At 72.4% G+C, this 26,544-nt stretch carries 15 protein-coding genes; 5 read left to right on the top strand and 10 right to left on the bottom strand.

The window, feature by feature from the left end; all coding sequences use genetic code 11:
- Nucleotides 1-29: 29 nt before the first annotated feature.
- From FHT38_RS06015 to FHT38_RS06005, 3 genes are all read right to left on the bottom strand, one after another.
- On the bottom strand, nucleotides 30-836 hold the full coding sequence (locus FHT38_RS06015; RefSeq protein ID WP_310737352.1) for an alpha/beta hydrolase: 807 nt from the start codon (nucleotides 834-836) through the stop codon (nucleotides 30-32).
- Nucleotides 833-1,825, bottom strand: a complete 993-nt coding sequence (locus FHT38_RS06010) for a M14 family zinc carboxypeptidase (RefSeq protein WP_310737351.1) — start codon at nucleotides 1,823-1,825, stop codon at nucleotides 833-835. Before FHT38_RS06010 ends, FHT38_RS06015 begins: the two co-directional genes overlap by 4 nt.
- 177 nt (nucleotides 1,826-2,002) lie before the next feature.
- Nucleotides 2,003-2,338 carry a DUF3579 domain-containing protein gene (locus FHT38_RS06005; RefSeq protein WP_091723465.1) on the bottom strand — a complete coding sequence of 112 codons (336 nt, stop codon included), beginning with the start codon at nucleotides 2,336-2,338 and terminating at the stop codon, nucleotides 2,003-2,005.
- Nucleotides 2,339-2,578: 240 nt separating this feature from the next.
- Between FHT38_RS06005 and FHT38_RS06000 the strand changes: the two genes are divergently transcribed.
- A complete protein-coding gene (locus FHT38_RS06000; protein ID WP_091723463.1) occupies nucleotides 2,579-3,802 on the top strand; it encodes an aspartate aminotransferase family protein in 1,224 nt (407 codons plus the stop codon).
- The gene (gene argF, locus FHT38_RS05995; RefSeq protein WP_091723459.1) at nucleotides 3,799-4,761 is read left to right on the top strand and encodes an ornithine carbamoyltransferase; all 963 of its coding nucleotides are present in this window, start codon (nucleotides 3,799-3,801) and stop codon (nucleotides 4,759-4,761) included. The genes FHT38_RS06000 and argF overlap by 4 nt, the downstream gene beginning before the upstream one ends.
- Before the next feature lie 73 nt (nucleotides 4,762-4,834).
- On the opposite strand, the gene FHT38_RS05990 is transcribed toward argF, so the two are convergent.
- Nucleotides 4,835-5,734, bottom strand: coding sequence for an ABC transporter substrate-binding protein (locus FHT38_RS05990; RefSeq protein ID WP_183490661.1), 900 nt, complete (start codon nucleotides 5,732-5,734; stop codon nucleotides 4,835-4,837).
- 315 nt (nucleotides 5,735-6,049) lie between these two features.
- Here FHT38_RS05990 and FHT38_RS05985 point away from each other — a divergent pair, with 315 nt between their 5' ends.
- Genes FHT38_RS05985 through FHT38_RS05975 form a run of 3 tightly spaced genes read left to right on the top strand, consistent with a single transcriptional unit; the run spans nucleotide 6,050 to nucleotide 8,748 of the window.
- Nucleotides 6,050-6,808 (top strand): metallophosphoesterase, encoded by a 759-nt coding sequence (locus tag FHT38_RS05985; protein ID WP_091723454.1) that lies wholly within the window; start codon nucleotides 6,050-6,052, stop codon nucleotides 6,806-6,808.
- A 4-nt stretch (nucleotides 6,809-6,812) separates the two neighbouring features.
- On the top strand, nucleotides 6,813-8,351 hold the full coding sequence (locus FHT38_RS05980) for a bifunctional serine/threonine-protein kinase/universal stress protein (RefSeq protein WP_091725102.1): 1,539 nt from the start codon (nucleotides 6,813-6,815) through the stop codon (nucleotides 8,349-8,351).
- Nucleotides 8,352-8,406: 55 nt separating this feature from the next.
- Nucleotides 8,407-8,748, top strand: a complete 342-nt coding sequence (locus FHT38_RS05975; RefSeq protein ID WP_091725100.1) for a YkgJ family cysteine cluster protein — start codon at nucleotides 8,407-8,409, stop codon at nucleotides 8,746-8,748.
- Here the strand turns inward: FHT38_RS05975 and FHT38_RS05970 are convergent.
- From FHT38_RS05970 to FHT38_RS05945, 6 genes are all read right to left on the bottom strand, one after another.
- The gene (locus FHT38_RS05970; RefSeq protein WP_183490659.1) at nucleotides 8,745-12,971 is read right to left on the bottom strand and encodes an OmpA family protein; all 4,227 of its coding nucleotides are present in this window, start codon (nucleotides 12,969-12,971) and stop codon (nucleotides 8,745-8,747) included. The genes FHT38_RS05975 and FHT38_RS05970 overlap by 4 nt on opposite strands.
- A gap of 54 nt (nucleotides 12,972-13,025) precedes the next feature.
- Complete coding sequence (locus tag FHT38_RS05965; RefSeq protein WP_183490657.1) at nucleotides 13,026-20,975, bottom strand: SdrD B-like domain-containing protein; 7,950 nt, start codon at nucleotides 20,973-20,975, stop codon at nucleotides 13,026-13,028.
- Between the two features lie 268 nt (nucleotides 20,976-21,243).
- Nucleotides 21,244-21,957 carry an aquaporin Z gene (gene aqpZ, locus FHT38_RS05960; RefSeq protein ID WP_183490655.1) on the bottom strand — a complete coding sequence of 238 codons (714 nt, stop codon included), beginning with the start codon at nucleotides 21,955-21,957 and terminating at the stop codon, nucleotides 21,244-21,246.
- 102 nt (nucleotides 21,958-22,059) lie between these two features.
- Complete coding sequence (locus FHT38_RS05955) at nucleotides 22,060-24,087, bottom strand: CHASE2 domain-containing protein (RefSeq protein WP_183490653.1); 2,028 nt, start codon at nucleotides 24,085-24,087, stop codon at nucleotides 22,060-22,062.
- Nucleotides 24,087-25,727, bottom strand: coding sequence for a FecR domain-containing protein (locus FHT38_RS05950; RefSeq protein WP_183490651.1), 1,641 nt, complete (start codon nucleotides 25,725-25,727; stop codon nucleotides 24,087-24,089). Before FHT38_RS05950 ends, FHT38_RS05955 begins: the two co-directional genes overlap by 1 nt.
- Nucleotides 25,724-26,494 carry a response regulator transcription factor gene (locus tag FHT38_RS05945; RefSeq protein WP_183490649.1) on the bottom strand — a complete coding sequence of 257 codons (771 nt, stop codon included), beginning with the start codon at nucleotides 26,492-26,494 and terminating at the stop codon, nucleotides 25,724-25,726. Before FHT38_RS05945 ends, FHT38_RS05950 begins: the two co-directional genes overlap by 4 nt.
- Nucleotides 26,495-26,544 lie beyond the last annotated feature (50 nt).

Here is a 26,544-nt window from a genome sequence, read left to right as displayed (position 1 = left end):
CGCCTTCGGCGGGCTTTTTCGTTCCCGCATCAGAGCGGCATGGGGGTGGTGATCTGGCCGACCACCTCGCGCACGTGGAGCCAGTCCACGACGTTGCGCGCCACCCAGTCTCCGTCATCCAACGGCAGGTCGTGGCCGGCGTGCTTGTGCAGCCGCAGCGGCGCCCCCCAGGCGCGGCTGATGGCCTGCGAGCAGCGCCAGTCCACCAGCGAATCACCCTGGCTGCACAGCAGCAGCATCGGCGGCTCGGGCTTGGCCAGGCTGGCTCTGTAGCGCGCTGCCGCCAGCAGCTGGCGCAGCGCGTTGCGACGGCGCACCGGGCGCCGTCGCTGGATCGAGACCCAGTCATCAATCACCCGGTCGGGCTGGCGCTGCAGCCGCGTCGTCATCTGCAGGACCTTGGCCTCGCGCCGGCGCAGGCTCAGCCGCGTCAGGCTCAGCATCAGCAAGGACCAGTAGTTCGACGGCCGCAGCCGCCGGAAGAAGGCGCTGAACGGACGCAGGCTCGTGTTGATCAGCACGACGCCGTCGAGCTCGCCCGGATGCCGCGCCGCCCACTCGCTGGCGACCATCGCGCCCAGCGACATCGCCAGCACCTGGTACGGCGGCGGCACGCCGCGCCGGCGCAGTTCCGCGCGGCAGGCCTCCATCATCGCGTCCACATGGGTGGGACTGCTCTGCCGGTGCTTGTCGCCATTGCCGGGCAGGTCCAGCAACTCCAGTCGCGCATCGGGCTGCTGCACCAGCAACGCCCGCTGCAGGCGCGCCGGAAAGTCGCCCCAATGGCCGCTCTCGCGTGTCAGGCCACGCAGCAGCACCCAGGTGTGCATGCTCATCGGACCGTCCTCCGATACCAGCGGATCAACGCCTGCTCCCCGTGATCGATTCGTGTGTCCGGCCCCGGCAGCCACCGGAACGCGCTCTGCGTCGCGCGAGTCATGAAATCCATCCAAGCCATGTGCCGGCGCAAGACCCGTTGCTGTCGATGTTCGATCAGCGGGTTGAACATGCCGTGCCGGGAGAGTAGCTGGCGCGGATTTTTCTTGACCCACAGCCATGACCCCATTTCGAGCGTCATCGGCAGGAAGATCCCCCGATCAAGGGAGAGCGCCTCGTCGTACAGGTGGTCCCACAGGTCGCCATGGGTCAGGTAATGCCGGCTCTGCGGCTCCATCACGTAGGGATGCGGGGACAGGCATTGATCGAGCACCTCGCACAGCGCATGAATCTCCGCGAGGTGGCGCATCGGCCGGCGCGTGCGCGCGTACGGGAACCAGATGCGGTCGCGCAGGCCGAAGCCGCTGTGGAAGTCGATGGACACCGCGACCGGCCGCCCCAGCAGCTCCTCGCGGACGAAGCGGCACAGGGCCTCGCTCTCCGCCTCCATCGGCGCGCCGCCCGGGCCGCGGAAGTACGGCAGTTGCCGGGTCAGGCGATGCCCGCCGATCAGGAAGGGCACGCCGCGGTCGGCGTCCTGCGGCGCGTTGCGCATCAGGTCCACGCCTCGCGGGTTCGCGCGCGTGCCGGCCTGGACGCCGCCCGGATTGACCACGGGGAGGAACACCAGCCGCAGCGACTCGAGCTGCTGGTGCAGGCTCAAATCCCAGCGCAGCCGGCGCACCAGGCTGCCGAGGTAAGCCAGCACCACCTGCGCGCCGATGCGCTCCAGCCCATGAACACCGCCGATGAACCCGAGCGCAGGGACCGACGGATCGGGGTTGCCCAGGGTCACGCCGATCACCGGCAGCGCGCCGGCGGAGGTGGCGACGCTCGCCAACTCGCGGGCCTGCAGCATCGATCCCCCCTGATCGATCAGGCGCAGCAACTCCTGCAGTTCCGGCAGGGCGGCCGCGGCCCGCGGGGCCGCGTCGGTGGGAAGGACGGCCATGTCCGGGCGCTCAGGCTAAGGGTCGCGGGGAACCCGGCAGCGTAGGCGAGGAGGGGCGCGCTGACGATGGCCCGATCGGGCCGGGCCTTCACCCTCCCGGGGAGGGGCCGTCGCTCAGGCCTTGCCGGACTCGCGCCCGTCGGGCAGCAGGCAGGCGTCGACGACCTGCAGCTTGTTGTCGCGGGCGAAGTTCATGACGAAGTCCCAGGCCATCGGCTCGACCGACTTCAGCGCCTCGTTGACGATCACGCACTTCACGCCGTTGACGACGCGCGGCACGCAGTAGGGGGAATAACCGAGGTAGGCGTCTCGGCCGCTGCGGGTGCCGCCGGGCCGAAAGCAGGACATGGCGCCAGCCAGACGTTCGGCCCAGTCGCTCGGGCGGAAGGTGCGACCATCCGTGGTGATCCCCTGGATGAACACTTCTCGCGGCTTGGGCTGCTCAGTCATTGGCTACTCGGTCTGCGTCCCGGCCCGCGGCGGCTGCGGCACTCCTTTGACGAGGGTCAACCGCGGCAGGCAAAACCGCTATTGTGCCTCGGATGTGTTGCGCCGCAGCACACATGGCCTTCTGCTCGCCCATTGGTCAGCCGGCCTGCCGACGCTGTCCAGGAGGAATCTCCTCACCCGCCAGGGTCGACCCGTAGAATCGGCCGCTTTCCCCTGCCCCTCCTACTTCCTGGAGACTTGATGAACGCCCCGGACTCCTCGTTCGCCGCCCCGACCGAACCCCATGTGATGCAAACCTACGGCCGCCTGCCGATTGCCCTGTCGCACGGCGAAGGCGCCTGGGTGTGGGACACGGCCGGCCGACGATACCTGGACGGCCTGGGCGGGATCGCCGTCAACACCCTCGGACACAACCATCCGAGGCTGGTGGCGGCGCTGCGGGACCAGGTGGGCAAGCTGATCCACACCAGCAACTACTACCACGTCCCGCTGCAGGAGCAGCTCGCGGCCAGGCTCTGCGCGCTGTCGGGCCTGACCAACGTGTTCTTCTGCAACTCGGGCCTGGAGGCCAACGAGGCTGCGCTCAAGATCGCGCGCAAGTACGGCCATGACCGCGGCAACGCCAATCCCGAGGTGATCGTGTTCGAGAAGGCCTTCCATGGCCGCTCGATCGCGACGCTGTCGGCCACGGGCAATCCCAAGGTCCAGGCCGGCTTCGGCCCGCTGGTGCCGGGCTTCGTCCGCGTGCCGCTGAACGACATCGAGGCGCTGCGCCAGGCGCTCGCCGCGCATCCCGGCGTGACCGCGATCTTCCTGGAGACCATCCAGGGCGAAGGCGGCATCAACGCCGCGCGCGTCGACTTCCTGAAGGACCTGCGCAAGCTCTGCGACGAGCATGACCTGCTGCTGATGCTGGACGAGGTGCAGTGCGGCATCGGCCGCACCGGCAAGTGGTTCGCGCACCAGTGGGCCGGCATCGTGCCGGACGTGATGCCGCTGGCCAAGGGCCTGGGCTCGGGCGTGCCGATCGGCGCGGTGGTGTGCGGCGACAAGGCCGCCAAGGTCTTCGGACCGGGCAACCACGGCACCACCTTCGGCGGCAATCCGCTGGCGATGCGGGCCGGCGTCGAGACCCTGGCGGTGATGGAGGCCGACGGCCTGCTGGCCAACGCCGCGACCGTCGGCGCCGAGCTGAAGGCGGCGATCGAGCATGGCCTGGCGGGCCTGCCCGGCGTCGTCGAGGTGCGCGGCCAGGGCCTGATGCTGGGCATCGAGCTGGACCGCCCCTGCGGCGTGCTGCTGACGCAGGCCATGGACGCGGGCCTGCTGCTGAGCGTGACGGCCGACAAGGTCATCCGCCTGGTGCCGCCGCTGATCCTGTCCAGCGCCGAGGCCGCGGAGATCGCGGCGCGCCTGGTGCCGCTGGTGAAGGCCTTCCTGGCCGCGCCGGCGACGACGCCATGAAGCCGGGAGACCGCCTCATGCGTCACTACCTGCAGTTCAAGGATCTGCGCGCGGAAGAGTACGCCCACCTGTTCGACCGCGCCGCGATCATCAAGCGGCGCTTCAAGAACTACGAGAAGTACCAGCCGCTGCAGGATCGCACCCTGGCGATGATCTTCGAGAAGGCCTCGACGCGGACCCGCGTCAGCTTCGAGGCGGGCATGTACCAGATGGGTGGCTCGGTGGTGCACCTGACCACCGGCGACAGCCAGCTGGGCCGCGCCGAGCCGATCGAGGACAGCGCCCGCGTGATCAGCCGCATGGTCGACATCGTGATGATCCGCACCTACGAGCAGACCAAGCTCGAGCGCTTCGCGGCGCACTCGCGGGTGCCGGTGATCAACGGCCTGACCAACGAGTACCACCCCTGCCAGATCCTGGCGGACCTGTTCACCTTCATCGAGCAGCGCGGCATGGACCGCCGCGGCGCGATCGACATGGACTGCCTCAAGGGACGCGTGGTGGCCTGGGTCGGCGACGGCAACAACATGGCCAACACCTGGCTGCAGGCGGCGGAGATCCTGGGCTTCACGGTGCACGTGAGCACGCCCAGCGGCTACGAGATCGATCCCGCGGTCGCCGGCATCAAGGACACCCGCTGCTACAAGGTCTTCCAGGACCCCAAGGAAGCCTGCCGCGGCGCGGACCTGGTGACCACGGACGTCTGGACCAGCATGGGCTACGAGGCCGAGAACGAGGCGCGCCGCGCCGCCTTCGCGGACTGGTGCGTCGACGCGGACATGATGGCCGTGGCCAAGCCCGACGCGCTGTTCATGCACTGCCTGCCGGCGCACCGTGGCGAGGAGGTCGCCGCCGAGGTGATCGACGGCCCGCAATCGGTGGTCTGGGACGAGGCCGAGAACCGCATGCACGTGCAGAAGGCGCTGATGGAGTACCTGCTGCTGGGCCGGATCGGCTGAGCGGCGGACCACGCGTCCACCGGCACGACCAGGCCCGCCTCGCGCGGGCCATTTTCCGTGCGGCGTGGCCGCGCTACTTCGCGACAGCGAGCGGCTTGAGCCCTTCCTCGTAGGAGCCCGCCGGATAGTGCTTCTGCACGGTCTTCCAGGCCGCGCCCGAACGCGCGCTGCGCTCGAGCGCGTCGGCGAGCAGTTCGCGGTCCTTCGCCACGAGGTGGCGCGACAGGTAGATCCCGCTGTCGGTCCAGGTGAGCTCGGTCACCGGCTCCAGCCGCAGCCGCTCCAGCAGCGGTCGCGTGCGCGATTCCTGCAGCAGCGTCCCCGCCAGGATCGAGGGCGCCATCACCGTGACGTCGGCCAGGCTGCGCTCCAGCGCGCGCACGACCGCCGCCGGATCGGCCTCGACCACCAGGCGGCGCTGCGCCTTGAGCGTCCTGAGCAGCTCCAGGTAGGGCTCGCCATAGTCGAAACCGCGCACCACCGCCACGCGCAGTTCGCGACGCTCGGCCAGCTCGGCCAGACTCTCGATCGGCGCGCGGTCGGAGGCCAGCGAGATCAGCAGCGCCCGGGCCTTCATCACCGGAATGAAGTCGCCGTGCAGGTCGCGCTTGGAGGTCCGGGTCGCCGGCACCAGGACGTCGGCGCCGTTGGCGGCGAACATCGCCTCGACGCGCGCCCGCGGCACGACGGTGAATTCGAACTGGCAGCCGGTCTCCGCGGCCACCTTGCGCATCAGCTCCGGGAAGACGCCGCTCACCTCGCCGCCCGAGGTCACCACGCTCATGCCGATGGGCGCCACCGGCACCCGGATCGGACGTGTGCAGTCGGCCCGCGCCGTCCCGGCGACCAGGCCCAGTGCGCAGAGCAGCCAGCCCGCGACACGCCAGGGCGCACGCGTCCAGCGATCGATCGCCGCCGGCCCCGCGCGCCCGCGCGCGGGCCGGTCCGGCCGCCCGAATCCCCACGTCGTCATCTTGTCTTCTCCCGTGCCGGCGCTGCCGCTGGCGACGGAGCCGTCCGCCCCCGCAGCGCGCCATGTCGCCGTCCAGGGTAGCAAAGCGCCGGCGCACCACAACGCGTGAAACCCGCGCCTCCCGCTGTTCATCGCCCATCCGAAGGGGGAACACCCCCTCCGGTCTGGGGGCGGCCCTCCGGTTCGGGGGAGCCCCGGCCCGCGCCTTGCGCTCCAATGAGGGTGGCCCTCGCCCGGTCCTCGCCCGGTCCTCGCCCAGTCCTCGCCAACATGCGAAGCTTGGCGTCAGCCGTCCGTGGCATCCTGTGCCTGCTCATGAAAACCGCTCTGATCTCCGACCTGCACGCCAACCGCCAGGCTTTCGAGGCCGTCCTCGAGCACGCCCGGCGGCAAGGCGCGGGGCATTTCGCCCTCCTGGGCGATTACGTCGGCTACGGCAGCGATCCCGGCTGGGTGGTGGACCAGGTCCGCGCGCTGCGCGCCGCGGGCGCGGTCGTCGTCGCGGGCAACCATGACCTGGGCGTCACCCAGGGGCCGCGTCCGACGATGAACGAGGACGCGCGCGCCGCCATCGCCTGGACGCGCGCGCGGCTGGCCGAGGACCAGTTGGCCTTCCTCGCCAGCCTGCCGATGGCCGAGGAAGAGGACGACTGCCTCTACGTGCACGCCAACGCCTTCGACCCGGCCGGCTTCGCCTATGTGCAAGGGCGGCTGGAGGCGATGCGCAGCCTGCACGCGACCGAGTGCCGCTACACCTTCTGCGGCCACATGCACGAGCCGATGCTCTACCACCTGTCGGGCACCGGCAAGGCGGGCGACTTCCGACCCCAGCCGGGCGTGCCGATCCCGCTGCTGCCCAACCGGCAGTGGCTGGTCATCCCGGGCGCCTGCGGCCAGCCGCGCGACGGCAACCCGGCCGCGGCCTATGCGCTGTTCGACCACGACAGCGAGGAGCTCAGCTTCCAGCGCGTCCCCTACGATGTCGAGGCCGCCGCGGCCGCGCTGCGCGCCGCGCCCGGCCTGCCCGCCGGCCTCGCGGACCGCCTCGCCCAGCGCCTCGTCGCCGGCCGCTGAATCGATGAACGACGCCACCTTGCCGCCCGCCCCGTCGCCTGCCCCCTCCCCGGTTTCACCGATCACCGCGCCGCTGCAGCCCGGCCAGGTGCTGGACGGCTTCGTGCTCGAGGCCCGGTTGCACCAGGGCGGCATGGCCAACCTCTGGCAGGTGCGGCGGCAGTCCCCGGCGGACGCGCCTCCCGGCGAGGACTTCCCGCTGATCATGAAGGTCCCCCGCATCAAGGGCGGCGAGGACCCGGCCAGCATCGTCGGCTTCGAGGTCGAGCAGATGATCATGCCGGCGCTCAAGGGGCCGCACGTGCCGCGTTTCGTCGCGCGCGGCGACTGGCGCCGGCAGGCCTACATCGTCATGGAGCGCATCGAGGCCGAGAGCCTGCGCCCGCGCCTGGACCAGGCACCGCTGCCGCTGGTGGAGGTCGTGGAGATCGGCATCCAGGTCGCGCATGCGCTGACCGACCTGCACCGCCAGCACCTGGTGCACCTGGACATCAAGCCCAGCAACATCCTGCTGCGGCCCGACGGCACCGTGGTGCTGGTCGACTTCGGTCTGTCGCGCCACGACTTCCTGCCCGACCTGCTGGAGGAGGAGTTCTCGCTGCCGATGGGCACCGGGCCCTACATGTCGCCGGAGCAGGTGCAGTTCGTGCGCAACGACCCGCGCAGCGACCTGTTCGCGCTGGGCGTGATGCTCTACCACCTGTCCACCGGCGAGCGACCCTTCGGTCAACCGAACTCGGTGCGCCAGCTGCGGCGCCGGCTCTATGTCGACCCGATCCCGCCGCGCGCGATCCGGCCCGAACTGCCGCCGTGGTTCCAGGAGATCGTGCTGCACTGCCTGGAGGTGCGCGCCGAGCGCCGCTACCAGAGCGCCGCGCAGCTCGCGCTGGACCTGCAGCGGCCCGACGCGGTGCCGCTGACGGCGCGTGCGCACAAGCTGCAGCGCAGCGGGCTGGTGCGGCGCTTCAAGCGCTGGTTCCTGGCGATGGGCGAGGAGCCGCGCGCACCGGCCTCGGTCGGCGCGCAGGTGGCGCGCAGCCCGGTGATCATGGCCGCCGTCGACGTCCAGGGCGCCACCCCGGCCCTGCTGGAGGAACTGCGCGAGGTCGTGCGCCGCCTGATGCAGACCGAGCCCGGCGCGCGCCTGGCCTGCGTCGGCGTGATGAAGACCAACCGCATCGGCATGGACGAGCTCACCGACGCGCATGGCCGCAGCCACCATGTGCAGCAGCTGATCGCGCTGAAGAACTGGGCGCATCCGATGACGCGCGAGCTCGCGCTCGAGGACGGGCGGCTCACCTTCCACGTGCTGGAGGCGCCCGACGCCGCCGACGCGCTGATCGAATTCGCCGCCCGGACCGGCGTCGACCACGTCGTGATGGGCGCGCGCGCCAGCTCGATGATGCGGCGCTACCTGGGGAGCGTGTCGGCGCAGGTCGTCACCCAGTGCGCCTGCACCGTCACCGTCGTGCGCGAACCCGCGCTGCCCGACGACCCGCCGCCGCCCGACAGCCCCTTGATCAGCCCGTCGGCGTCCAACTGAGCCTCAGCCTGGGGGGCGTCCGCCCGCCATGTCCGTCACGTTCGTCACGTCCGCCATGTCCGACTTTTCCGACAACCCCTGCACCCGCTGCGGCGCCTGCTGCGCGAGCTTCCGCGTCGACTTCTCGCGCCATGAGCTGCAGAGCGAGGGCGGCAGCGTGCCGGACGGCCTGGCGGTGGAGGTCACCGACTCGACCTGCCGGATGCGCGGCACCGACCACGCGCGCCCGCGCTGCGCGGCGCTGCAGGGCCAGGTCGGCGAGCGCGCCGGCTGCGGCATCTACGAGTGGCGCCCGTCGCCGTGCCGGGAATTCGGCATGCGCGCGCCGCTGGGCCTGGGCGACGAGGGCTGCGCGCGGGCCCGCGCGCGCCATGGCCTGCCGCCGCTGGACGGCTAGAACTTCCCCAGCATGTTGAGGAATACCCCGCGGCTGCGGTAGCTCAGGTCCGTCAGGTCGTCCGAGAAGTCGGTGAAGTTGTAGCCCAGCCCCACCTTGAAGTTCTCGTTGACGTGGTAGTACCCCGCCGTCAGCAGACCGGTCTTGCGCTCGCTCAGCTCGCCGGCCCGCAGCATGCGCAGCTCCAGCAGCCAGTCGTAGCGCCGCACCACCTTCCAGTCCACCCGCGCGATCGCCAGCTGCGCGCTGCTCTTGAACCACGGCGCGCTGTCGTCGCGGCTGGGCCGCAGCTCGCCGACGCGCCACGCCAGCTTGCCGCCGATGGTCCAGCGCGCGCTGACGTCGTAGGTCGCATCCACCGCCGCCACCTGGCTGCGCTGCTGGTAGTCGATGCCGGTCGTGCTGACCGTCGTCTGCGTCACGTCGGTCGCCACCACCTGCCCCGGCGACGACAGGTCGTACAGGTAGGTGTACTTCAGCAGCACGTTCAGCTTGTCGTTGCTCACCGGCCGGAACGCGTAACCCAGCACCGCCTCGGTGTACTTGGCCGCGGCCAGCGCGCTCGCCGCGCTGTCGCTGTCCGCCCAGTTCAGTTTGCCCAGCCAGCGCGCGTTCGGGCCGTCCTGCACGCTGACCGAGTTCTTCAGCAGCCAGCTGCGCCGCGTGTCCAGCCCCGTGCGATCGCGCCGGTACTCGACGCCGCCGGCGTACTTCAGGCTCGCGTCGCTGAAGCCCACCGAGAAGCCCAGCGCCTCGCGATCGGTCTCCCCGGCGTTCTCCGACTCCAGCCGCCCGTTCTCCGCGCTCACCGCCAGCGTCCAGCGATCGTCCGGCGCGTACTGCACGCCGTAGGCATGCGTCAGGCCGCTCAGCACGCCGGTCGTCTGCTTGTGCTCGGTGTACGCGCTCAAGCCATCGGCCAGCCGCGACTTGATGCCGCCGACCAGCGTGCCGCCGCGCGCGTTCAAGGTCTCGTCGGTGCGGCCGGTGTCCAGCGCGTAGGTGACGTAGACGTTGGAGCGGTCGTTGTACTGGTAGTCCACGCCCGCCTTGCCCGCCGAGCCGCCATTGCCGCCCGAGGCCTCGCCGCGCAGCGACAGCTTGTCGTTGACGCGATAACGCACGCCCGCGCCGAGCCGGTCGTTGTCCTGCCGCGTGCCGGTGCGGTCCACCGTCTTCTGGCCGAAGCCGTACACGCCCCAGGCCTCCCCGCTCTCGTAGTCGACCTGCACGGCCGCGTCAGTGCGCTCGCCACTGACCACGCCCGAGCTGGGCAGCAGCGGCGAGGTGTTCACCGCATCGGTGGACTTGCGGTCGGCCCGCAGGCCGCCGCTGACCGTCCAGCGCTCATCGACGCGCCAGGCCACCTGCGCCTCGCCGGCATCGGTGTTGTAGCCGTTGAGCTCGTCCTTGTGATCGCCCTTGAGCCTAAGCTCGACCTGCTCGCCCACCGGCGCGGTGAGGCTGACGCCGGCCTGCCTCGTCTCGTTGGACGCGACCTGTCCAGGCGTCGAGAAGCCCGCTTCGCGCAGCTGCGCATAGGCGCCGACATGCCCGCTCCTGGCCACGCCGAGATCGGTCAGATCCGCCTGACCTTCGACGCGCCACGCATTCGCGCCGCGGGTGTCGCTGGCCAGCGTGTTCTGCGAGAACCCGAAGCCGCCATCCAGCGAGCTGGTCGTGCCGATGCCGGGGCCATCGCTGCGCGCGGCCTCGATCTTCAGCGTGGTGTTCTCGCTCTTGCGCAGCAGCAGGTCCACGCCGCCCAGGCGCTGATCGCCGCCGGTCTGCTGCTGCTTCGCGGCGGTGATGCCCACACGCACCGCGTCCGTCACCCACCACGCCGTCCGGCCGCCCACCGCCAGCGTGTCGAGATCGCCCGACAGCGGCGTGTACTCGTAGTCCACGACCAGGAAGGCCGGCTGGCCGCTGAGACCGCCCGCCCGCACCAGCTGGCCGTTGTCGGCCAGGCTGGGCAGCGGCGAGGTCAGCAGCACCCGCCCCTGCAGGTAGTCGACGTCGTAGTCGCTGCCCGGGATCAGCGCGCGGCGCTGCAGCACGAAGCCGGAATCGCGGTCGCGGATTTCCAGCCACACCTTCTCGGCGCCGCGGCTCACGTCCTGATGACGCAGGTAGTACAGCGAGCCGCCCGTGCCGCGGAACTCCTCGCGCGCGGCCAGCGTGCCCGGTTCGGCCGCGTACAGGTCGGCGGTGAAGCGGGCGTCGCCGAAGCTGGTCGCCTCTTCGCCGACGAGGTGCCCCTTCAAGCCATACAACCCGCGATTGATCTGCGCCAGCGTGTTGTCGGCGCCCAGGTTGATCTTGAAGTTGCCCCACATCGCATGCGAGCGGCCATCGTCCACGCGCAGGTACATGCGTCCCTGCGTGGGCGCGTCCTCGACGCTGGTCGAGTCGTCGCCGAAGGTGCCCCAGCTGTCCACCGGATCCATGCGGCGGAACAGCGAGGTCGGGTCCTTGCGGTCGAGGTTGCGGAAGAGCTCACCCAGCGGGCGCTCCTCGGTGTCGACGCTCGCGGTCAGCGTCCAGCGCTCATCGAGCATGCCCTTGCCGTAGAAGGCCAGGCGCCCTTCGGTCCAGGTGTCGTTGTTGTAGCGGTTGCGCTCCTGCGTCACCAGCGCGGCGGGGCCGGTCGTGCGGTCATGGCCGATGGTGAGATCCGCCTGACCGACGAAGAAGAAGTCCCGCGGCGGCAGCTCGAAGTCGCGGCGGTAGATCCGCTCCTGGCCCTCGGCGCCGCGCACGACGATCTCGCCGGTCTGCACGCGGCGCGGCACCAGCTGCTGCATCACGAAGCGGCCCTGCGCGTCGACCGGCACCGCCAGTCCGAGCGCCCTCACCTGCTCGCCGGCCGCGATGCCTTCGCCGCTGGCCGTCACCGTGCCGCCGGTGATCGGGATGTTGGCGATGGACAGCCGGCTCTCGCCATAACCCGCCAGCAGGCGCTGCGCCTCGGTCGGCTCCTGCTCGAAGCCCGGCGCATGCCGATCGGCCAGCGCCAGCGGGATGTCGTCGGTCTCGTCGAAGCGGCCATCGCGGTCATAGACCCGCACGCGCCAGTAGAGCTTGCGGCGCGCCATCGGCCCCTGCGCCCACTCGGCGGGCACGGTCCAGGTCGCGCGCAGCTCGCTGTCCAGCGGCACCGTGGCCAGCAGCTGCGGCCGCATGTCGCCATCGGCGCTGAACACGCGCAACTCGGCACGCGTCAGGAACAGCCGGTAGTTGCTGTAGCCGCTGAAGCGCACCGTGTCGCCAGGCACCGCGGTGGCGGGCCAGGCGGTGCCGTTCAAGCGGCGCAGTTGCACGAGGTTGTCGTACTGCAGGCGCAGACGGTCGCGCTCGAGGCGCACGTCGATGCAGCGCTGGCGGTCGGCGCTGGAGCTGTCCGCGCCCACCACCGCCTGGCCGTCGATCGTCAGGCGCAGCGCCGCGTCGTCGGGCGCATACGGCGTCAGCATGCCGCAGGCGCTCGGGTCGACCAGCGTCACGCTGGACACGGTCTCCACCTTCGCGGGCACCGTGTCCTTCCAGTAGACGCGCACCTCGACGCGCCGGTTGGCGGACCAGTTCGCCCGGTCCTCCCGCGGCGAGGCCAGCGGCTCGTCGGGACCGCGCGAATCCGCCGCATAGGCGCTTGCCGGCAGCCCCAGCTGCTGCGTCAGATAGCGGCCGACCTGCTGCGCGCGCGCCAGGCCCAGCGCATGGTTGTCGGGAAAGCGCGGGCGCAGTTCCGGCTTGATGCGCTGCACGTCGGTGTGTCCGACGATCTCGAAACGCAGGCCTTCGCGGCCGCGCACCTGCGCGACGATCGCGTCCAGCCGCGCCTTGTCCTCGGGCTTGAGCAGGTCCTCGCCCGAGTCGAAGTGCGGCGTGTGCGACTCCTCGCGCGGCTGCTCGGTGCCGGGCACGGTGCGCGTCGTCTCGTCGCGCCGCTGCTGCAGTGCGCGCGGGTCGCCGAGGATCACGGTGAGCTTGGGCAGCTCGCGCTCGCTCGAAGCCGGCAGGTGATCGCGGCCGTCGATCTCGACGGCGCGCACGTCGGCCGCGCAGCGGTCGCTGAAGCGGCCGCGCGCGTCGGCATGGCAGCTGCCGTCATCGCGGCGCGCGGCTTCGCCGTCCTGGGCCGAGGCCGGCAGGCCGATGGCCAGGCAGGCGGCGGCCGCGGCGCTGGCCAGCGCCGCGCGGGGGAAGGTGGATCGGGTCATGCGAATGGCACGGAAAGAGGAAGAAGACGGGGAGCGGTTCATGCGCGCCCCCGGTCAGCGGTTCAGCGAGACCGGCACGCGCTCGACCTCGATGTCCAGGTTGAACAGGCTGCGGCCCTGGGACTGGCCGAGCGCCTTCCAGCGCGCCAGCAGTCCGGCCTTGAGCGCCGCGATGCGCTCGTCGCCGAGCGCGCGCGGCTCGTCCGCCGCCGGCTGGTAGGCCAGGCGCAGGATCGAGGGCCGCTCCGTCAGCGCCGCCACCGCCTGGTCCAGACGCGCCTCGTGCGCCGGCAGCAGCGCGAGCTGCCCGTCGGCGAAGGCGGCCGCCTTCAGGTCCAGGCGCACGACACGGTGCACGGTGGCGCCGAAGTTCAGCTTGATCGCCTTGCCGCGCGTCGCGCGTTCGGACGCCGGGTTCTCGGTCGTCACGCGGTAGCCCGAGGGCAGCGTGCGTTCATCGACCTTGAGCACCAGGTTGCTGCCCGTGCCCTCCTTGGGCACCGCCGCGCAGGCGATGTGATACCGACCCTCGGCATCGCTGCTCACCAGCAGGCCGTTGACGGTGGCGATGCGCACGTTGGGGATGCCGGGCTCGCCCTCGTCCTGCACGCCGTTGGCATTGCGGTCGTCGTAGACCTTGCCGATGACGTCGGTGCAGTCGAACAGCGCATCCGGCACGACCCGCACCGACGCGGTGGCCGTGTTGGACAGCGCGCGGCCGCCGGGGCCCTGCGTGGCGACCACGCTGTTGACGTACTGGCCCTCGCCCACGCCGATGCCCACCGCCAGCACCATCGAGACGCGCTTGGTCTCGCCGGTGAGGAAGGACTGGTCGGCCAGCGTCAGCTGCCGGCCCACGATCGTGGGCTTCACGGCCACGACCGGGCCATTGGGCAGCGTCTGCACCGTCAGCGAGCCGTCCAGGTACTTGAAGCCCGGGGGCAGCGTGTCCAGCAGCGCGACGTTGCCGATCGGGCCGCTGCTCGCATTGCGCGCGGTGATCACGTAAGGCACCGGCTCGCCCTTCTTCACCGTCAGCTTGGAGGTCGACTTGCGCAGCTCGATGGCCGTGCCGTCCCCCTCCCGGTCCAGCGGCAGGTGGTTGTTGACCACCTGGTGCGCCGCGCCGCCCGATTGCCAGTTCAGGAAATAAGGCGTCGCGGGGCCGGCCACCGGAGCGGCCGCGGCGCTGACGACGCAGGCGTCGCTGCCGCTCAGGCGGACGCCGCGGCCGGCGGCGTCGCGGGCGCCCGCGGTGCTGGGCGCGCTGCAGTTGACGGCGTCGAGCGGACCCGCGGCGGCCGGGTAGGTCGCCGACGGCAGGTATCCCGCCGGCGGTGCGACCGTGACGGTGTAGCTGCCCATCGGGGCGCCCGGCAGCAGGAAGAACTGGTACGAGCCGTCGGGACCGGTGGTGACCGACGCGTTGCCGCCGAGCAGGTGGAGGGCCGGATCGAAGCCCGCCGGACCATTCAGCGCGACCACCGCGCCGGGGACCGGCTCGGCGCTCAGGCTGTCGTAGACCACGCCGCCCGGGTCGAGCGGCAGGTCCTGGCGGACCACGGCCGCGCCCGCGGCCACGCTCAGCGGAATCCAACCGCGGGGCGCCATGCCGGCGACAGTCGGGAACGCGCCGCCGGGGCCGTTCAGCGTCGGGTCGGTCGGCCAGACGCCGCCCACCAGGCGCCCCTGCGGATCGCGGAAGCGCAGCTGGTACGAGCCCGGCACGACGTTGTCGAAGCGATAGCTGCCATCGGCCGCGGTGACGCGGGTGTCGAGCACCTGCGCGCCGGTGTTGGCGCAGGTGGTGCCGCCATCGAGGCAGGCCACCAACTCCACCGTCCAGCCCGCGACGGCGGGTTCGCCGTTGCCGGCCAGGCGGTCGTGGTCGGTGTCGCGCCAGACGCGGCCGCTCACCGCCGCCGGCGAAGTCGACTTCTCGAAGAAGTCGTAGCCGGTGCCGTTCGCCGCCACGGCGGGCAGCTTGACGTTGAGACGGCCCGGGGCCGGCACGCTGCCGCCCAGCGAGCCCGGGGTCTCGCCGGCATGGGTGGAACCCGGCACCGGCGATTGCACGATCGTGTAGCCCGCGCCGTTGTCCAGCGGCAGGTCGACGAAGCGGTAGCCGCCATCGCGCGCCGTGACGGTGCTGCGCGTGACCGGCTGGCCCGAGGCATCGGTGCCGGTCAGCGTCAGCGTCACGCCGGCCAGCGGCAGGTCGCCCGGCTCACGCTTGCCGTTCCCGTTGACGTCGTTGAACACGGTGCCCGCGATCGAGGCGCCCTGCTCGCCGAAGTCGTAGCCATCGCCCGAGCCGCCGGTGTAGACCAGGCCGCCGATGCGATCGTTGCCCGCGAGCGCGCCCGCCGCCGTGCCGTTGAGGCGGCCCACGGTCTCGGCGCCATCGGCGTAGGTCGCCGGCTGCGTTTCGGTGATCACATAGCCCGTCGCATCGGACGGCAGCACGCCGTCGAGGAGGTATTGCCCATCGGCGCCGGTGACGGCGGTGATGGTCACGGGCAGCCCGCCGGCGCTGGTGCCGCTGAGGGTCAGCGTCACGCCCGCGATCGGCAGCTCGCCCGCGTCGCGGCGGCCGTTGCCATTGCTGTCGACGTAGACGTGGCCGGAGATCTGGCCGCCGCGCTCGCCGAAGTCGTAGTCCGTGCCGGCCTCTTCCGAGGCCAGCGCGATGTCGCCGAAGCGGTCGTTCACGCCGCCCGGGTTGGCGGTGCCGCGCGGCGCGGCGCCGACCAGGCCCAGGTGCTCGGGACCGTCGCCGGTGCCCGCGGGTTGCGTCTCGTCGAGCTGATAGCGCCCCGGCAGCAGACCGGTGGCGGAGAAGCCGCCATCGGCCGACGTCGTCAGCGTCCTGGTCACGCTGCGTCCGAGGAAGTCGGTGCCGCTCAGCGTCACCGTCACGCCGGGCATGGGCGGCTCGCCCGCGTCGCGCTGGCCGTTGGCGGGCGCGATGTCGGCATAGACGTGGCCCGACAGCGAGGCCGCGCGCACCGAGGCGAAGTTGTTGCCGCTCGAGCTCGAGCCCGGCGCGCCCAGGCGGATCTGCTGGATCAGCGGCGCGTTGGAGCCCGACGGGCCCGCGTCGACGCCCGTGCCGCTGGTGGGCACGCTGCCCGGCGTCGAGCCGGCGCCGGTAACCGTGCCCGCGCGGGTCAGGCCCGGCAGGTAGCCGGCCGGACGCGTCTCGGTCACCGTGTAGGTGCCGGGCGCGACCTTGTCGAAGACGTAGTCGCCATGGGCATCGGTGACGGTGGTGACCGACACGGCGTTGCCGTTGGCATCGGTGCCGGTCAGCGTGATGGTCACGCCGGGGAGACCGGGTTCGCTCGACGTGGCGCCCTGGCTGCCATCGCCGTCGCGGTCGTAGAAGCTGCGGCCGCGCAGCTGGCTGCTGGTGAGCTCGCCGAACAGGTAGTCGCCCACGCTCGCCGGCGTGCCGGTCAGCGGGATGACCACGCCCTGGATCACGTTGCCGCCCGGCTGCGCCGTGCCGGCATGGCCGTTCGGATTGGCCTGGCCCGGCGCATAGGTCGCGGGCTGCGTCTCGGTGACCGTGTAGCCCCCCGCCGCCGACGGCGGCACGTTGAGGAACTCGTAGCGTCCCGGCTGGCCGGCGATCGGCGTGGCGACGATGTCCACCGCCGCGCCGCTGCTGGACGTGCCCGTCAGGTGCAGCGTCACGCCGGTGATGCCGGCATCGCCCGCGGCGGGCAGGCCGTCGTTGTCGGCGTCCTCGAAGACGCGGACCGTCACGCGCGGCAGACGCTCGCCGAAGTGATAGCCAGTGGCGGCGGTGCCGCTGCCCAGCGTGATGCCGGAGATGCGGTCGTTGACGGCGGTGCTGCCGCCGGCCGTGCCCGCGGTCTCGCTGCCGTCGGCGAAGCCGTCAGGCTGCGTGGGCTCGGACACCGTGTAGGCGCCGGGCATCAGCGTGGCGAAGCTGTAGCTGCCATCGGCCGCGGTGGTGGTGCTCGCGTTCACGGCATTGCCGAACAGGTCGGTGCCGCTGAGCTGCAGCGTCACGCCGGCGATGCCGGGTTCGCTCGCGCCGAAGGCGCCGTTGTAGTCGCGGTCCTGATAGACGCGGCCCGCCACCGAGGCGGCGCGCACTTCGCCGAACAGGTTGCCGGTGGAGCTGCCGCCCGCGCCGAGCACGACGTTCTGGATCACGTTGGCGTTGGAGCCGCTGGGGCCGCTGGTGACACCGGCGCCGCTGGCCGGGACGCTGCCGGCACTGCTGCCCGCGCCACTGGCGCCGCCGGCCCGCGTGATGCCCGGCAGGTGGGACGCGGGCTGCGTCTCGGTGACGGTGTAGGTGCCCGCCGGAACGGAGAAGCTCCAGGCGCCCGTCGCGTCGGTCGTGACCGTGCGGCTGACCGGCGTGCCGGTGCCATCGGTGCCGCCGAGCGTCAGCGTGACACCGGCGATGCCGGGCTCGCCCGCGTCGGCCTGGCCGTTGCCGTTCAGGTCGTCATAGACGCGGCCCGACAGGGTCGCGGTCTGCACGGTGATCGTGCCAGTGGCGAAGTTGTTGCCCGCGTTGGGCACGGCGCCGCCGTCGGTATCGCCCGAGCCTGTCGTCACGATGGTGGCGGTGTTGCTCAGCACCGTGCCGTTGGCCGGCGTGCCGATCACCTGCACCGGGATGCGCAGCGTCGCCGCGCCGCCGGAGGGCATGCTCGCGATCGTGCAGCTCGTGCTGGTGCCGCCGGCGCTGCCGGTGCAGGTCGGCGCCGCGGGGGTGAAGCTGCCGGCGGTCACGGTGAGAACCGGCGTGCCGGCGAGCTGCAGCCCCGCGGGCAGCGTGTCGGCGACCTGCGTGATTTCGGCCGCCTGCGGGCCGTTGTTGCGCACGTGGACCAGCCAGTCGAAGGCCTGGCCCTGCGCGACGGTGGCCAGCGGCGTGGTGGTGCCGCTGATGACGGCCGCCTTGTCCACGGCCTGCACGTCGGCCTTGTAGCGGAAGGTGGTCGGCTCCGACGCGCTGTTGTTGGCCTGCGGATCGAAGGCGTCCTGCGCCGGGTTGGCGAAGCGCACCGAGGCCGCGTTGGTGTAGGTGCCCTTCTCGGCGCCCTGCAGCCGCACGCGCACCTGGACCGAACTGCCCTCCCCGGTCGCGCCGCCGCCGGTGCCGCCCAGGCTGGCGATGGTGCAGCTGATGCTGCCGCCGGCCACGCCGACGGTGACGCCGGCGGTGTTGCAGCTCACGCCCGCGGGCAGCGGCGTCACCAAGCCCACGAAGGTCGGTGCGCCCGCCGTCGACGGCAGGGTGTCGGTGAGGACGACGTTCTCGGCCGTCGAGGCGCCGTTGTTGGTGACCGTGAGCGTGTAGGTGACGTTGTCGCCGACGTTGACCGGGTCGACGTCGTCGGCCTTGTTGACGATCAGGTCGTAGGCCGGCGAGATGACGGCGGTGGCCTGCGTCGCGGTGTTGTTGGCGGCGCCGCCGGCGATCTCGGGCGTGGTGGTGGCGATCGTCACCGTGTTGGAGATGCTGCCGCTGCCGCCCAGCGCCGTGGCCAGCGCGGCGCTGGCGCGCACGCGCACGACGACGGTCTGCTGCGCGCCGCGGGCGATAGAGCTCCAGCCGCAGATCAACGCGTCGTTGCCCGGACCGGTGGTGCTGCCGGCGACCGGCGCGGTGGTGCAACTGCCACCGCCGTTGGCGGTCGCCGACAGGAACACCAGGCCCGCCGGCAGCGTGTCGTCGATGCTCACGTTGAAGGCGCGGCTCGCGCTGGTCGCGGCCGGATTGCTGGCCGTGATCGTGTAGGTGAGCAACTGGCCGGCGGACACCGGATCCGGGTTGTCGGTCTTGGTCACCGCCACATCGGTGCGGGCGATGAAGTAGGCCGTGGCCGGCGTGTTGTTGTTGGCGTTGTTGTTGAGGAGGTCGGGGTCGGCCTCGTTCTGGGCCAGCGCGAAGGCGGTGTTGTTGACCGTGAACTGGTGGTCCGAGGACGTGCCGTCGCCGAAGTGGCGCACCGTCACCTGGAACCTCGGGCAGTCGACGCCCGCGGTGCAGACCGGCAGGCTGGTGATCGTGCAGTTGCTCAGCGAGACCGCCGATCCGGACGGCGCGAGGCTGCAGCTGCCCAGCGTGGCAGTGCCGGCCACCGTGTTCAGCGAATACTGGCCCGCGTTGGCGTTGAAGACGTTGTTGAAGGTGTCGGTGACGGCGACGTTGGTCGCGGCCTGCGGGCCGGCGTTGACCACCTCGATCTCCCAGACGATCGGCGAGCCGGCCTCCTGGCGGTTGCCCGCCGCATCGCCCAGGCCCAGCACGCGCTTGAGCACCGACACGTCGGCCTGCGCGGCGTTGGCCTGCGGGTTCACGCCCACGCCGGTGCAGTCGTTGGCGGGCACGTTGTCGGCCGGCGCGTTGGCGGCGTTCACGCACACCTGGTTGGTCAGCGTGCCGCCCGCGGCCGTGGCCTGCGCATTGATGGTGACGCTGGCGGTGGTGGCGTTGACCCCCAGCGCCACGTTGGTGCTGGTGCAGGTGATGGTCACCGGACCGGCCTGCGGGAAGGCGCCGCCGCCCGAGGACACGCAGCTGAAGCCCGACGGCGCCGAGATGCTGTTGACCCGCAGGTTGGCCGGCACCGTGTCGGTGAGCGTGAGCGTGCCGCTGGCGGGGATCGCGCTGGGGCCGAGGTTGGTCGCCGAGATCGTGTAGTTGAATGCCTGGTTCACCGGCACCGCGGCCTGAGGCCAGCTCTTGGTCTTGTTGGCGCGCAGGTCGGCGGAGGGATCGATCACCGTCGTGTTCACCGCGCCGTTGACCGGGCTGACGCCCGTGGCGCTGGCCGTGGCGGTGTTGACGATGCCCACGCCGCTGGTCAGCGCCTGGACCGGCGCGCTGATGGTGCCCAGCGAAACGTTGCTGCCGGCACTGCCGCTGCCGCTGCGCGTGCAGCTCAGCGTGCCGCCCGCGGACGGGCAGGTGCTGGACGCGGTGCAGGTCCAGCCGCCGCTGCTGAAGCTGGCCGGCGCGACGGCGCAGAAGTTGGCGGGCAGGTTGTCGGTCAGTTGCGCGCCCGAGGGGAAGTCCCCGCTGTAGCGCACGTTGAACTGGAAGTTGAAGGCCTGGCCGGTCTGGACCGGGTCGGCGACGGACTTGCTCTTCGTCACCGACAGGCTGCTGCCGGCGGTGACCGCGGTCGTGGCGCTGGCGACGTTGTTGGTGGTGTCGCCGTCCGCGACCCCGCCGCCGCTGGCGACATCCGCCGAGTGCGTCAGCGTGGACCCGCCGCCCGCGCCGATCACGCCCGTCACCGTGACGCCGGCGCTGCCGCCGCTGGCGATGGCGCCGAGGTTGCAGTTCAGCGTGGCGCCCGACAGCGAGCAGCCGCCCGGCGTGCCGCTCAGCGCGAAGCCCGGCGGCACGCTGTAGCTCAGCACCGACGCGGGCGAGGCGTCCGGCCCCGCGTTCGTCACGGTCAGCTGCACGACCTGCGTGCTGCCGGCCGCCGCCGTCGCCGGCGCGTTGATCGACAGCGCCAGGTCAGCGCCCGCGTTGACCGTGGTGGTCTCGGTCTGCGAGCTGCCACCGACGACGCTGGCCGTGACCGTCATCGTGCCGGCCGCGATCGAGCGCACCCGCATCGGCAGGTGCACCACGTCCTGCGTGGGCACGCTGACGCCGGTGCAGCTCACCGTGCCGGGGCCGGCCTGTCCGACCGCCATGCCGCCGCAGCTCACGCCCGCCGGCAGCGCGCCGGTGCCGGCGTAGCGGCCGGTGGCGGGCACGTCGAAGTTGACCGTCATGCCGGAGCGCGCCACGCCCAGGGCGTCGCCGATGCCGACGTTGTAGGTGACGACGCCGCCCGCCGCGACCGGGTCCGGCGTGTCCGGCATGCCCGTCACCACCAGTTGCGCCTGGGCGGCGCCGGCCAGGCCCAGGGCCAGGCCGATGGCGGCGGCGGTCCGCCAAAGAAGGGCCCGGCTGCGGGCAAGGGAATCCAACACGCGGTCAAACGTCATCGTGGTTCTCCGGGCAGCGGCAAGCCGCCCGTGCTGAGACAGGGAAATCGAAGAGAGGGGTGCGCGGGCGCTGCACGGGGGGACGAGGCCGCCAGAGGGCCATCGATCCCGGCTTGTCGCGGACGGCAACAAGCGCATGGCGCGACGCGCGGGGCGTACGGTCGCGGCTCGGCCGCGACAAGTCTTCACTCGTTCATCACGGGCGCTGCACAGGCCACGCCGGGCTGGTATTTCTGCCGCTTCATGATGTGTCGGCGCGACAGGCGCTTCATCGCGGCGCCCCGGCCGGCGCCGACGGCGCGTCGAACAGGACCCGCCCGACCGCGGCGCCAATGACGCCGCCAGCGATGGGCGCGAGCCAGAACAGCCAGAGCTGTCCCAGCGCCCAGTCGCCGGCGAACAGCGCCACGCCGGCACTGCGCGCGGGGTTCACCGAGGTGTTGGTGACCGGGATGCTGATCAGGTGGATGAGCGTGAGCGCCAGGCCGATCGCCAGCGGCGCGAAGCCGGGCGCCGCCTGGCGCGAGGTCGCGCCCAGGATCACCAGCAGGAAGCAGGCGGTGAGCACGACTTCCGTCAGCGCGGCCGCCGCCAGCGAGTAGCCGCCCGGCGAGTGCGCGCCGTAGCCGTTGGCGGCGAAGCCGCCGGCGGCCAGGTCGACGCCCGGCTTGCCGCTGGCGATCACGGCGAGCACCGCGGCCGCGGCCACCGCCCCCAGCACCTGCACGACGATGTAGGGCAGCACGCCGCGCGCCGGGAAGCGCCCCGCCACGCACAGCCCGACCGTCACCGCCGGATTGAAGTGGCCGCCGGACAGCGGTCCCACCGCATGCGCCATCGTCAGCACCGACAGGCCGAAGGCCAGCGAGACACCGAGCAGTCCGATGCCCGATTCCGGAAAGGCGGCCGACAGCACGGCGCTGCCGCAACCGCCCAGGACCAGCCAGAACGTGCCGATGAATTCGGCGATGAGCGCTTTCAAGATCCTTCTCCCAGTTCGTGCCGCAGGAACAGCGGCGGGCGGACTGTAGGAAGGGCCTGCGGGAGGGACCAGCGTCGCTGACGATTGTTGACGTTTGGTCCGTCAGCCGGCGGCGCGGGGCAGCTCGATGAAGAACAGGTTGCCGTCGTCGGCCGGGCGCCAGCCGGCGTCGCCGCCATGCCGCCGGGCCACCGAGCGGACGATGGCCAGCCCGAGGCCGGCGCCGGCGGTGGCGCGCGCGGCGCCCCCCGCGGCGCGGGCGAAGCGGTCGAACAGTGGCGCGGCTTCGGTCGGCGCCAGCGGCTCGCCCTGACTGGCCACGTCGATGCGCCAGCCCGTCGCGGTCCGGGACAGCTCGCAGCGCACGACGCCGCCGGCGCGGCCGTACTTCAACGCGTTGTCGACCAGGTTGCCCACGGCGCGCACCAGCAGCGCCGCGTCGCCGTCGCAGACGGCCTCCTCGTCCGGCACGCGCGTCTCGATCGCGACGCCGCGCTGGCGCGCCTCGGACCAGGCGCCGTCCACCGCTTCGACGATCACGTCGCGCAGGTCCAGAGGTGCCGTCCGCAGCGCCTCGGGCGCCTCCGCCCGGGCCAGTTCGACGAAACCCTCGGCCAGCGCCAGCGCGCGCCGGGTCTGGACCTCGATCGCCGCCAGGGTCGCTCCGTTGGCGTCGGCGTCGGCGCCGGCGTCGGCCAGCTCGATCAGGGCCAGCGTCGCGGACAAGGGCGCGCGCAGGTCGTGGGAGAGGAAATCCATCGCCTCCCGGCGCTGGCCCTCGAGCTGGCGCAGCCGGCTCGCCGCCGCGGTCAGCGCGGCCATGCGACGGTCCAGCGGATCGCCCCCGGACGCGGAGACGGCCAGGCCGTCGCGCGGCGGCAGCCGCTCCCGCACGCGGTGGAACTCGCGCTCGAGGTAGGCGAGCGCGGTCTCCAGGCGCTGCCAGCTCCAGAGCGGGATCACGAGCGCCAGGCCCGCCAGCGCCGCCGACGGCGCCCACACCACGCCGGCCAGATGGTGCAGCGCCCAGGCGAGCACCACGATCGCCGGCATCAGGCCAAGCGCCACGCCGAGCCCGACGCGCGGCCGCGTCCGGCGCAGCACCGCGAGCGCGAGCAGCAGCGGCGTCACCGCCAGCAAGGCGCCCTGCCACCACGTCGGCGGGCGCAGAGTCCTTCCCTCGCGCAGCGCGACCAGGGCCTGCGCGGTGATCTCCACGCCCGGCATGAGCGCCTCGGTGCGCGACACCGGGGTGGGATAGGCATCGGTCAGACCCGGCGCGGTGGCCCCGACCAGCACGGTCGACCCCTTGAAGGTGGCGGCGTCCACCCGGCCGCGCAGCACGTCGACGTAGGACACGCGCCGGACGCTGCCGGGCGGTCCGGCGAACGGGATGAGGAAACGCGCCGACCGGTTCCAGCGACCGGCCTCCGCCCGTCCTGCCCGTCCGGCCGTTCCCGCCGTTCCCGCCGTTCCCGCCGCTCCCGTCCCATCCGCCGGGTCGGGCGCCGGCTCGGGAAGGTCGATGCCGGGGCGCGCCTGCCGCAGCAGCGCCACGGCGAAATGGTCCCAGCTCACGCTGCCGAAGCCCTCCCTCAGGAACAGGGCCCGCACCAGACCGTCGGCATCCCGGTCGACATGCAGCTGGCCCAGGCCGGCCGCCGCGCCGGCCAGCGCCGGCACCGGCAGGGACACCATGCCGCCCGGCGTCTGGCCCAGCATCTGGCCCGGCGTGAAGTGCAGCGGCAGCACCACGTGTCCATGACGACGCAGGGCCGCGGCGAGCGCCGCGTCGTGCGCCGGGTCGGGCTCGGAGAGGATCAGGTCCAGGCCGACCGCGCGGCTGCCCGCGGCCGTCAGCCGGTCCAGCAGGCGGGCATGGACGTCGCGCGGCCAGGGCCATCGCCCGAGCGCCGCCAGGCTGGCGTCGTCCACGGCCACGATGACCACGTCGTCCGGGAGGGCGCGCGGCGACCAGTGGAGGAAGGCGTCCGTGATGAGCGCGTCCAGCCGCCCCACCCCCGAGGTCCCCAGCGCGCCGGCGCCAGCCACGGCGCCGATGAAGCAGGCCCACCCCAGCGCGTGCAGCCGGCGTCGGAAGCGGGCGTCGGCGAGCCAGGCGCTGCGCATCAGCGTCCGATGCGCACCGCGCCGGCGGTGGCGCCGACGGCTGCCCCGTCCTCGGTGCACAGGCCGCCTTCGCCGCTGATCAGCCGCGCCGCGCCGAAGGCGGAGCGGCGTCCGAGCGCATCGATGACCTGCAGGCGCACCGCCAGCGAGCGACAGCCGGTGGGCAGGGTCAGGCGCGCCTCGGGCGCGTCGACCTCGACGTCGGACAGGATCCGCTCGAAGCCGGTGTCCTGCGCCACCTGCACTCGGTAGCGGGCCCCCGCCGCGCCGGCCCAGTGCAGGCGGTCGCCCTGCAGCGACAGCTCGGCGCCCGCGGGCGCCACCGGCAGCGGACGGATCTCCAGCCGGCTCGGGTCGCCGAACGGGCCGCGCTCCAGCGTGCCGTCCGGCTCGGGCGCCAGCGAGGCGACGCGCCAGTGGAGCACGCCGATCGGCGCCGAGGCCCACTCGAAGGCGCAGGCGGCGCCGGAGACCTGCCGCTCCAGCAGCGGGCGCTCGAAGCGCGCATCGGTCGAGACCTGGAAGAGGTAGCCCTGCGCGCCCGGCACCTCGGTGCATCGCAGCGTCACGGGCGCGGGCGGCAGGACCTGCCCCTGGGCCGGTTCGCGCGCGATCGGCGCATGCGGCAGGGTCTTGATGCGCAGCCGCGCCGTGCTTTCGCGGCCGAACAGGCCGTCCGCATCCAGCAGCCGGCCGCGGATCCGGTAGCGGCCGTCGGGCAGCACCGGCACCGACAGCGGCGGCCGGCCCTGCAGGGTGGCGACGACCCGCGTGAACGCGTCGTCATCGGCGATCTCCACGCGCACCTGCTGGTCGGCGCTCAGTTCACCGATGGGCAGCTCGCCGGGCAGGCTCTCCAGCCGCAGCTCGTCCGCCCACGGCGGCGCGGGCGGCAGGGTCCGCAGCTCGGGCGAACGCCCCGCGCGCACCACGGCGCCCTCGCCGATCGAGACCGAGGTCTCCGCCGCAGCGCCGCGCGCGGCCTCCACCGCGACCCGGCCTTCGATCACGTCAGCAGCCGTCAAGCCGCCCTGCGCCGGCATCGTCACGCCGAAACGGGTCCCGCGCACGCCGGCGGTCGCCAGCGGCGTGCGGACGCGAAAGCGCGACCCGGGCGTCTGCGGCGACACCCGCAGGTCGATCCGGCCGCGATCGAGCTCGATCAAGGTGTTGCGCGTCTCGCGCGGCAGCTCGCGCAGGCGGACCAGGCGCGCGACGGAGCCCGACTGCAGCTGCAGCAGCGAGCCATCGGCCAGCGTCACGCTGATGAAACCCTGCGCCGGCACGGTCAGCGTCGCGGCCTCCGCGATGCGGTCGCCGATGCGCAGGGCGACGCCGTCCGCCAGCACGCCGCCGCGGACGTAGGCCACCGTGGCCGGGCTCGCCTGGCCCTTCATCAGCGCGAGCGGCAACAGCAGGCGTTGTCCGGGCTGCAGCCGCGAGGGACGCGCGATGCGGTTGAGCCGCGCCAGCTCCGGCCAGCGCGAGGGCTCTTCCAGCTGCTCCTGGGCGATGCGATAGAGCGATTCGCCGCGCTGCACGACATGGGCGACGGTGTCCGCGCCCTGCGCCCCGGCGGTCGACAGGACGCCGGCGGTCAGCAAGGCCGCGACCAGCACGCTCGAGGGGGCGCGGCTCATTCGCTGGACTCGCGGACCGGCAGGTCCCGCGTCGCGCGGGCCTCGGCATCGGGGGACGGCGCGGCCGGCGGCGTGGCGGGCGCCTCGGCGTGCTCCAGCGCTTCCAGCCGGTAGCCATGGCCGTACACGGCGCCCAGTCGATAACCCTGCTCGGGCCGGAGGCCCAGCTTCAGCCGGATCGACGAGATGTGGGTGTCCAGGGTCCGCGTCGGCACCTCGTCGTCCCGTCCCCAGACGGCGTTCATCAGGTAGCTGCGGGACAGCACCCGCCCGATCTGCCGGAACAGGCAGGCGGCCAGGTCGAATTCGCGCGGCTTGAGCTCGACCGGCACGCCGTCCTTGAGCCAGTCGCGCGTGGCCGCGCGCCATTCAAAGGCGCCATGGCGCTGCACGCCGCCCTGCTCGGGATAGGCGCGACGCAGCAGGGCCAGCAGGCGCGCCTTGAGTTCGGCGCCGCGCACCGGCTTGACGACGTAGTCGTCGGCGCCCTTGGTCAGTCCCTGAACGATGTCCCGCTCCGCATCGCGATGCGTGACCATCACGATGGGCATGCCGGCGCCCTCGGCGCGCACCGTCTGCACGACCTCCACGCCGGACAGGCCGGGCAGTTCCCAGTCCACCAGCAGCAGGTCGAAGGTCTGGCGCCGCATCGCCTGCAGCAGGCTCGCGCCGTCGGCGAAACGGTGGGGCACATGCCCCATCGATGCCACGGTCCTCGACAACAGCTCTAGCAGATGAATGTCGTCGTCCACCACCGCGATTTGCATGAGCCCTCCCCAAGGCTGGTCAAACGGCGGCGGATTGTGCACAGAATCAC

It is taken from the genome of Mitsuaria sp. BK041, from assembly GCF_014193085.1.
Classification (GTDB): Bacteria; Pseudomonadota; Gammaproteobacteria; order Burkholderiales; family Burkholderiaceae_C; genus Roseateles.
Note: the sequence above shows the minus strand (reverse complement) of the source record. Positions and strands in the feature narration are given on the sequence as shown.

Coding starts and splice junctions, on each gene's coding strand:
- FHT38_RS06015 (WP_310737352.1), bottom strand. CDS start 836: ATGAGCATGCACACCTGGGTGCTGCTGCGTGGCCTGACACGCGAGAGC.
- FHT38_RS06000 (WP_091723463.1), top strand. CDS start 2,579: ATGAACGCCCCGGACTCCTCGTTCGCCGCCCCGACCGAACCCCATGTG.
- argF (WP_091723459.1), top strand. CDS start 3,799: ATGAAGCCGGGAGACCGCCTCATGCGTCACTACCTGCAGTTCAAGGAT.
- FHT38_RS05985 (WP_091723454.1), top strand. CDS start 6,050: ATGAAAACCGCTCTGATCTCCGACCTGCACGCCAACCGCCAGGCTTTC.
- FHT38_RS05945 (WP_183490649.1), bottom strand. CDS start 26,494: ATGCAAATCGCGGTGGTGGACGACGACATTCATCTGCTAGAGCTGTTG.
- FHT38_RS05955 (WP_183490653.1), bottom strand. CDS start 24,087: ATGCGCAGCGCCTGGCTCGCCGACGCCCGCTTCCGACGCCGGCTGCAC.
- FHT38_RS05950 (WP_183490651.1), bottom strand. CDS start 25,727: ATGAGCCGCGCCCCCTCGAGCGTGCTGGTCGCGGCCTTGCTGACCGCC.
- FHT38_RS05965 (WP_183490657.1), bottom strand. CDS start 20,975: ATGACGTTTGACCGCGTGTTGGATTCCCTTGCCCGCAGCCGGGCCCTT.
- FHT38_RS05975 (WP_091725100.1), top strand. CDS start 8,407: ATGTCCGACTTTTCCGACAACCCCTGCACCCGCTGCGGCGCCTGCTGC.
- FHT38_RS05980 (WP_091725102.1), top strand. CDS start 6,813: ATGAACGACGCCACCTTGCCGCCCGCCCCGTCGCCTGCCCCCTCCCCG.
- FHT38_RS06005 (WP_091723465.1), bottom strand. CDS start 2,338: ATGACTGAGCAGCCCAAGCCGCGAGAAGTGTTCATCCAGGGGATCACC.
- FHT38_RS05970 (WP_183490659.1), bottom strand. CDS start 12,971: ATGACCCGATCCACCTTCCCCCGCGCGGCGCTGGCCAGCGCCGCGGCC.
- FHT38_RS05990 (WP_183490661.1), bottom strand. CDS start 5,734: ATGACGACGTGGGGATTCGGGCGGCCGGACCGGCCCGCGCGCGGGCGC.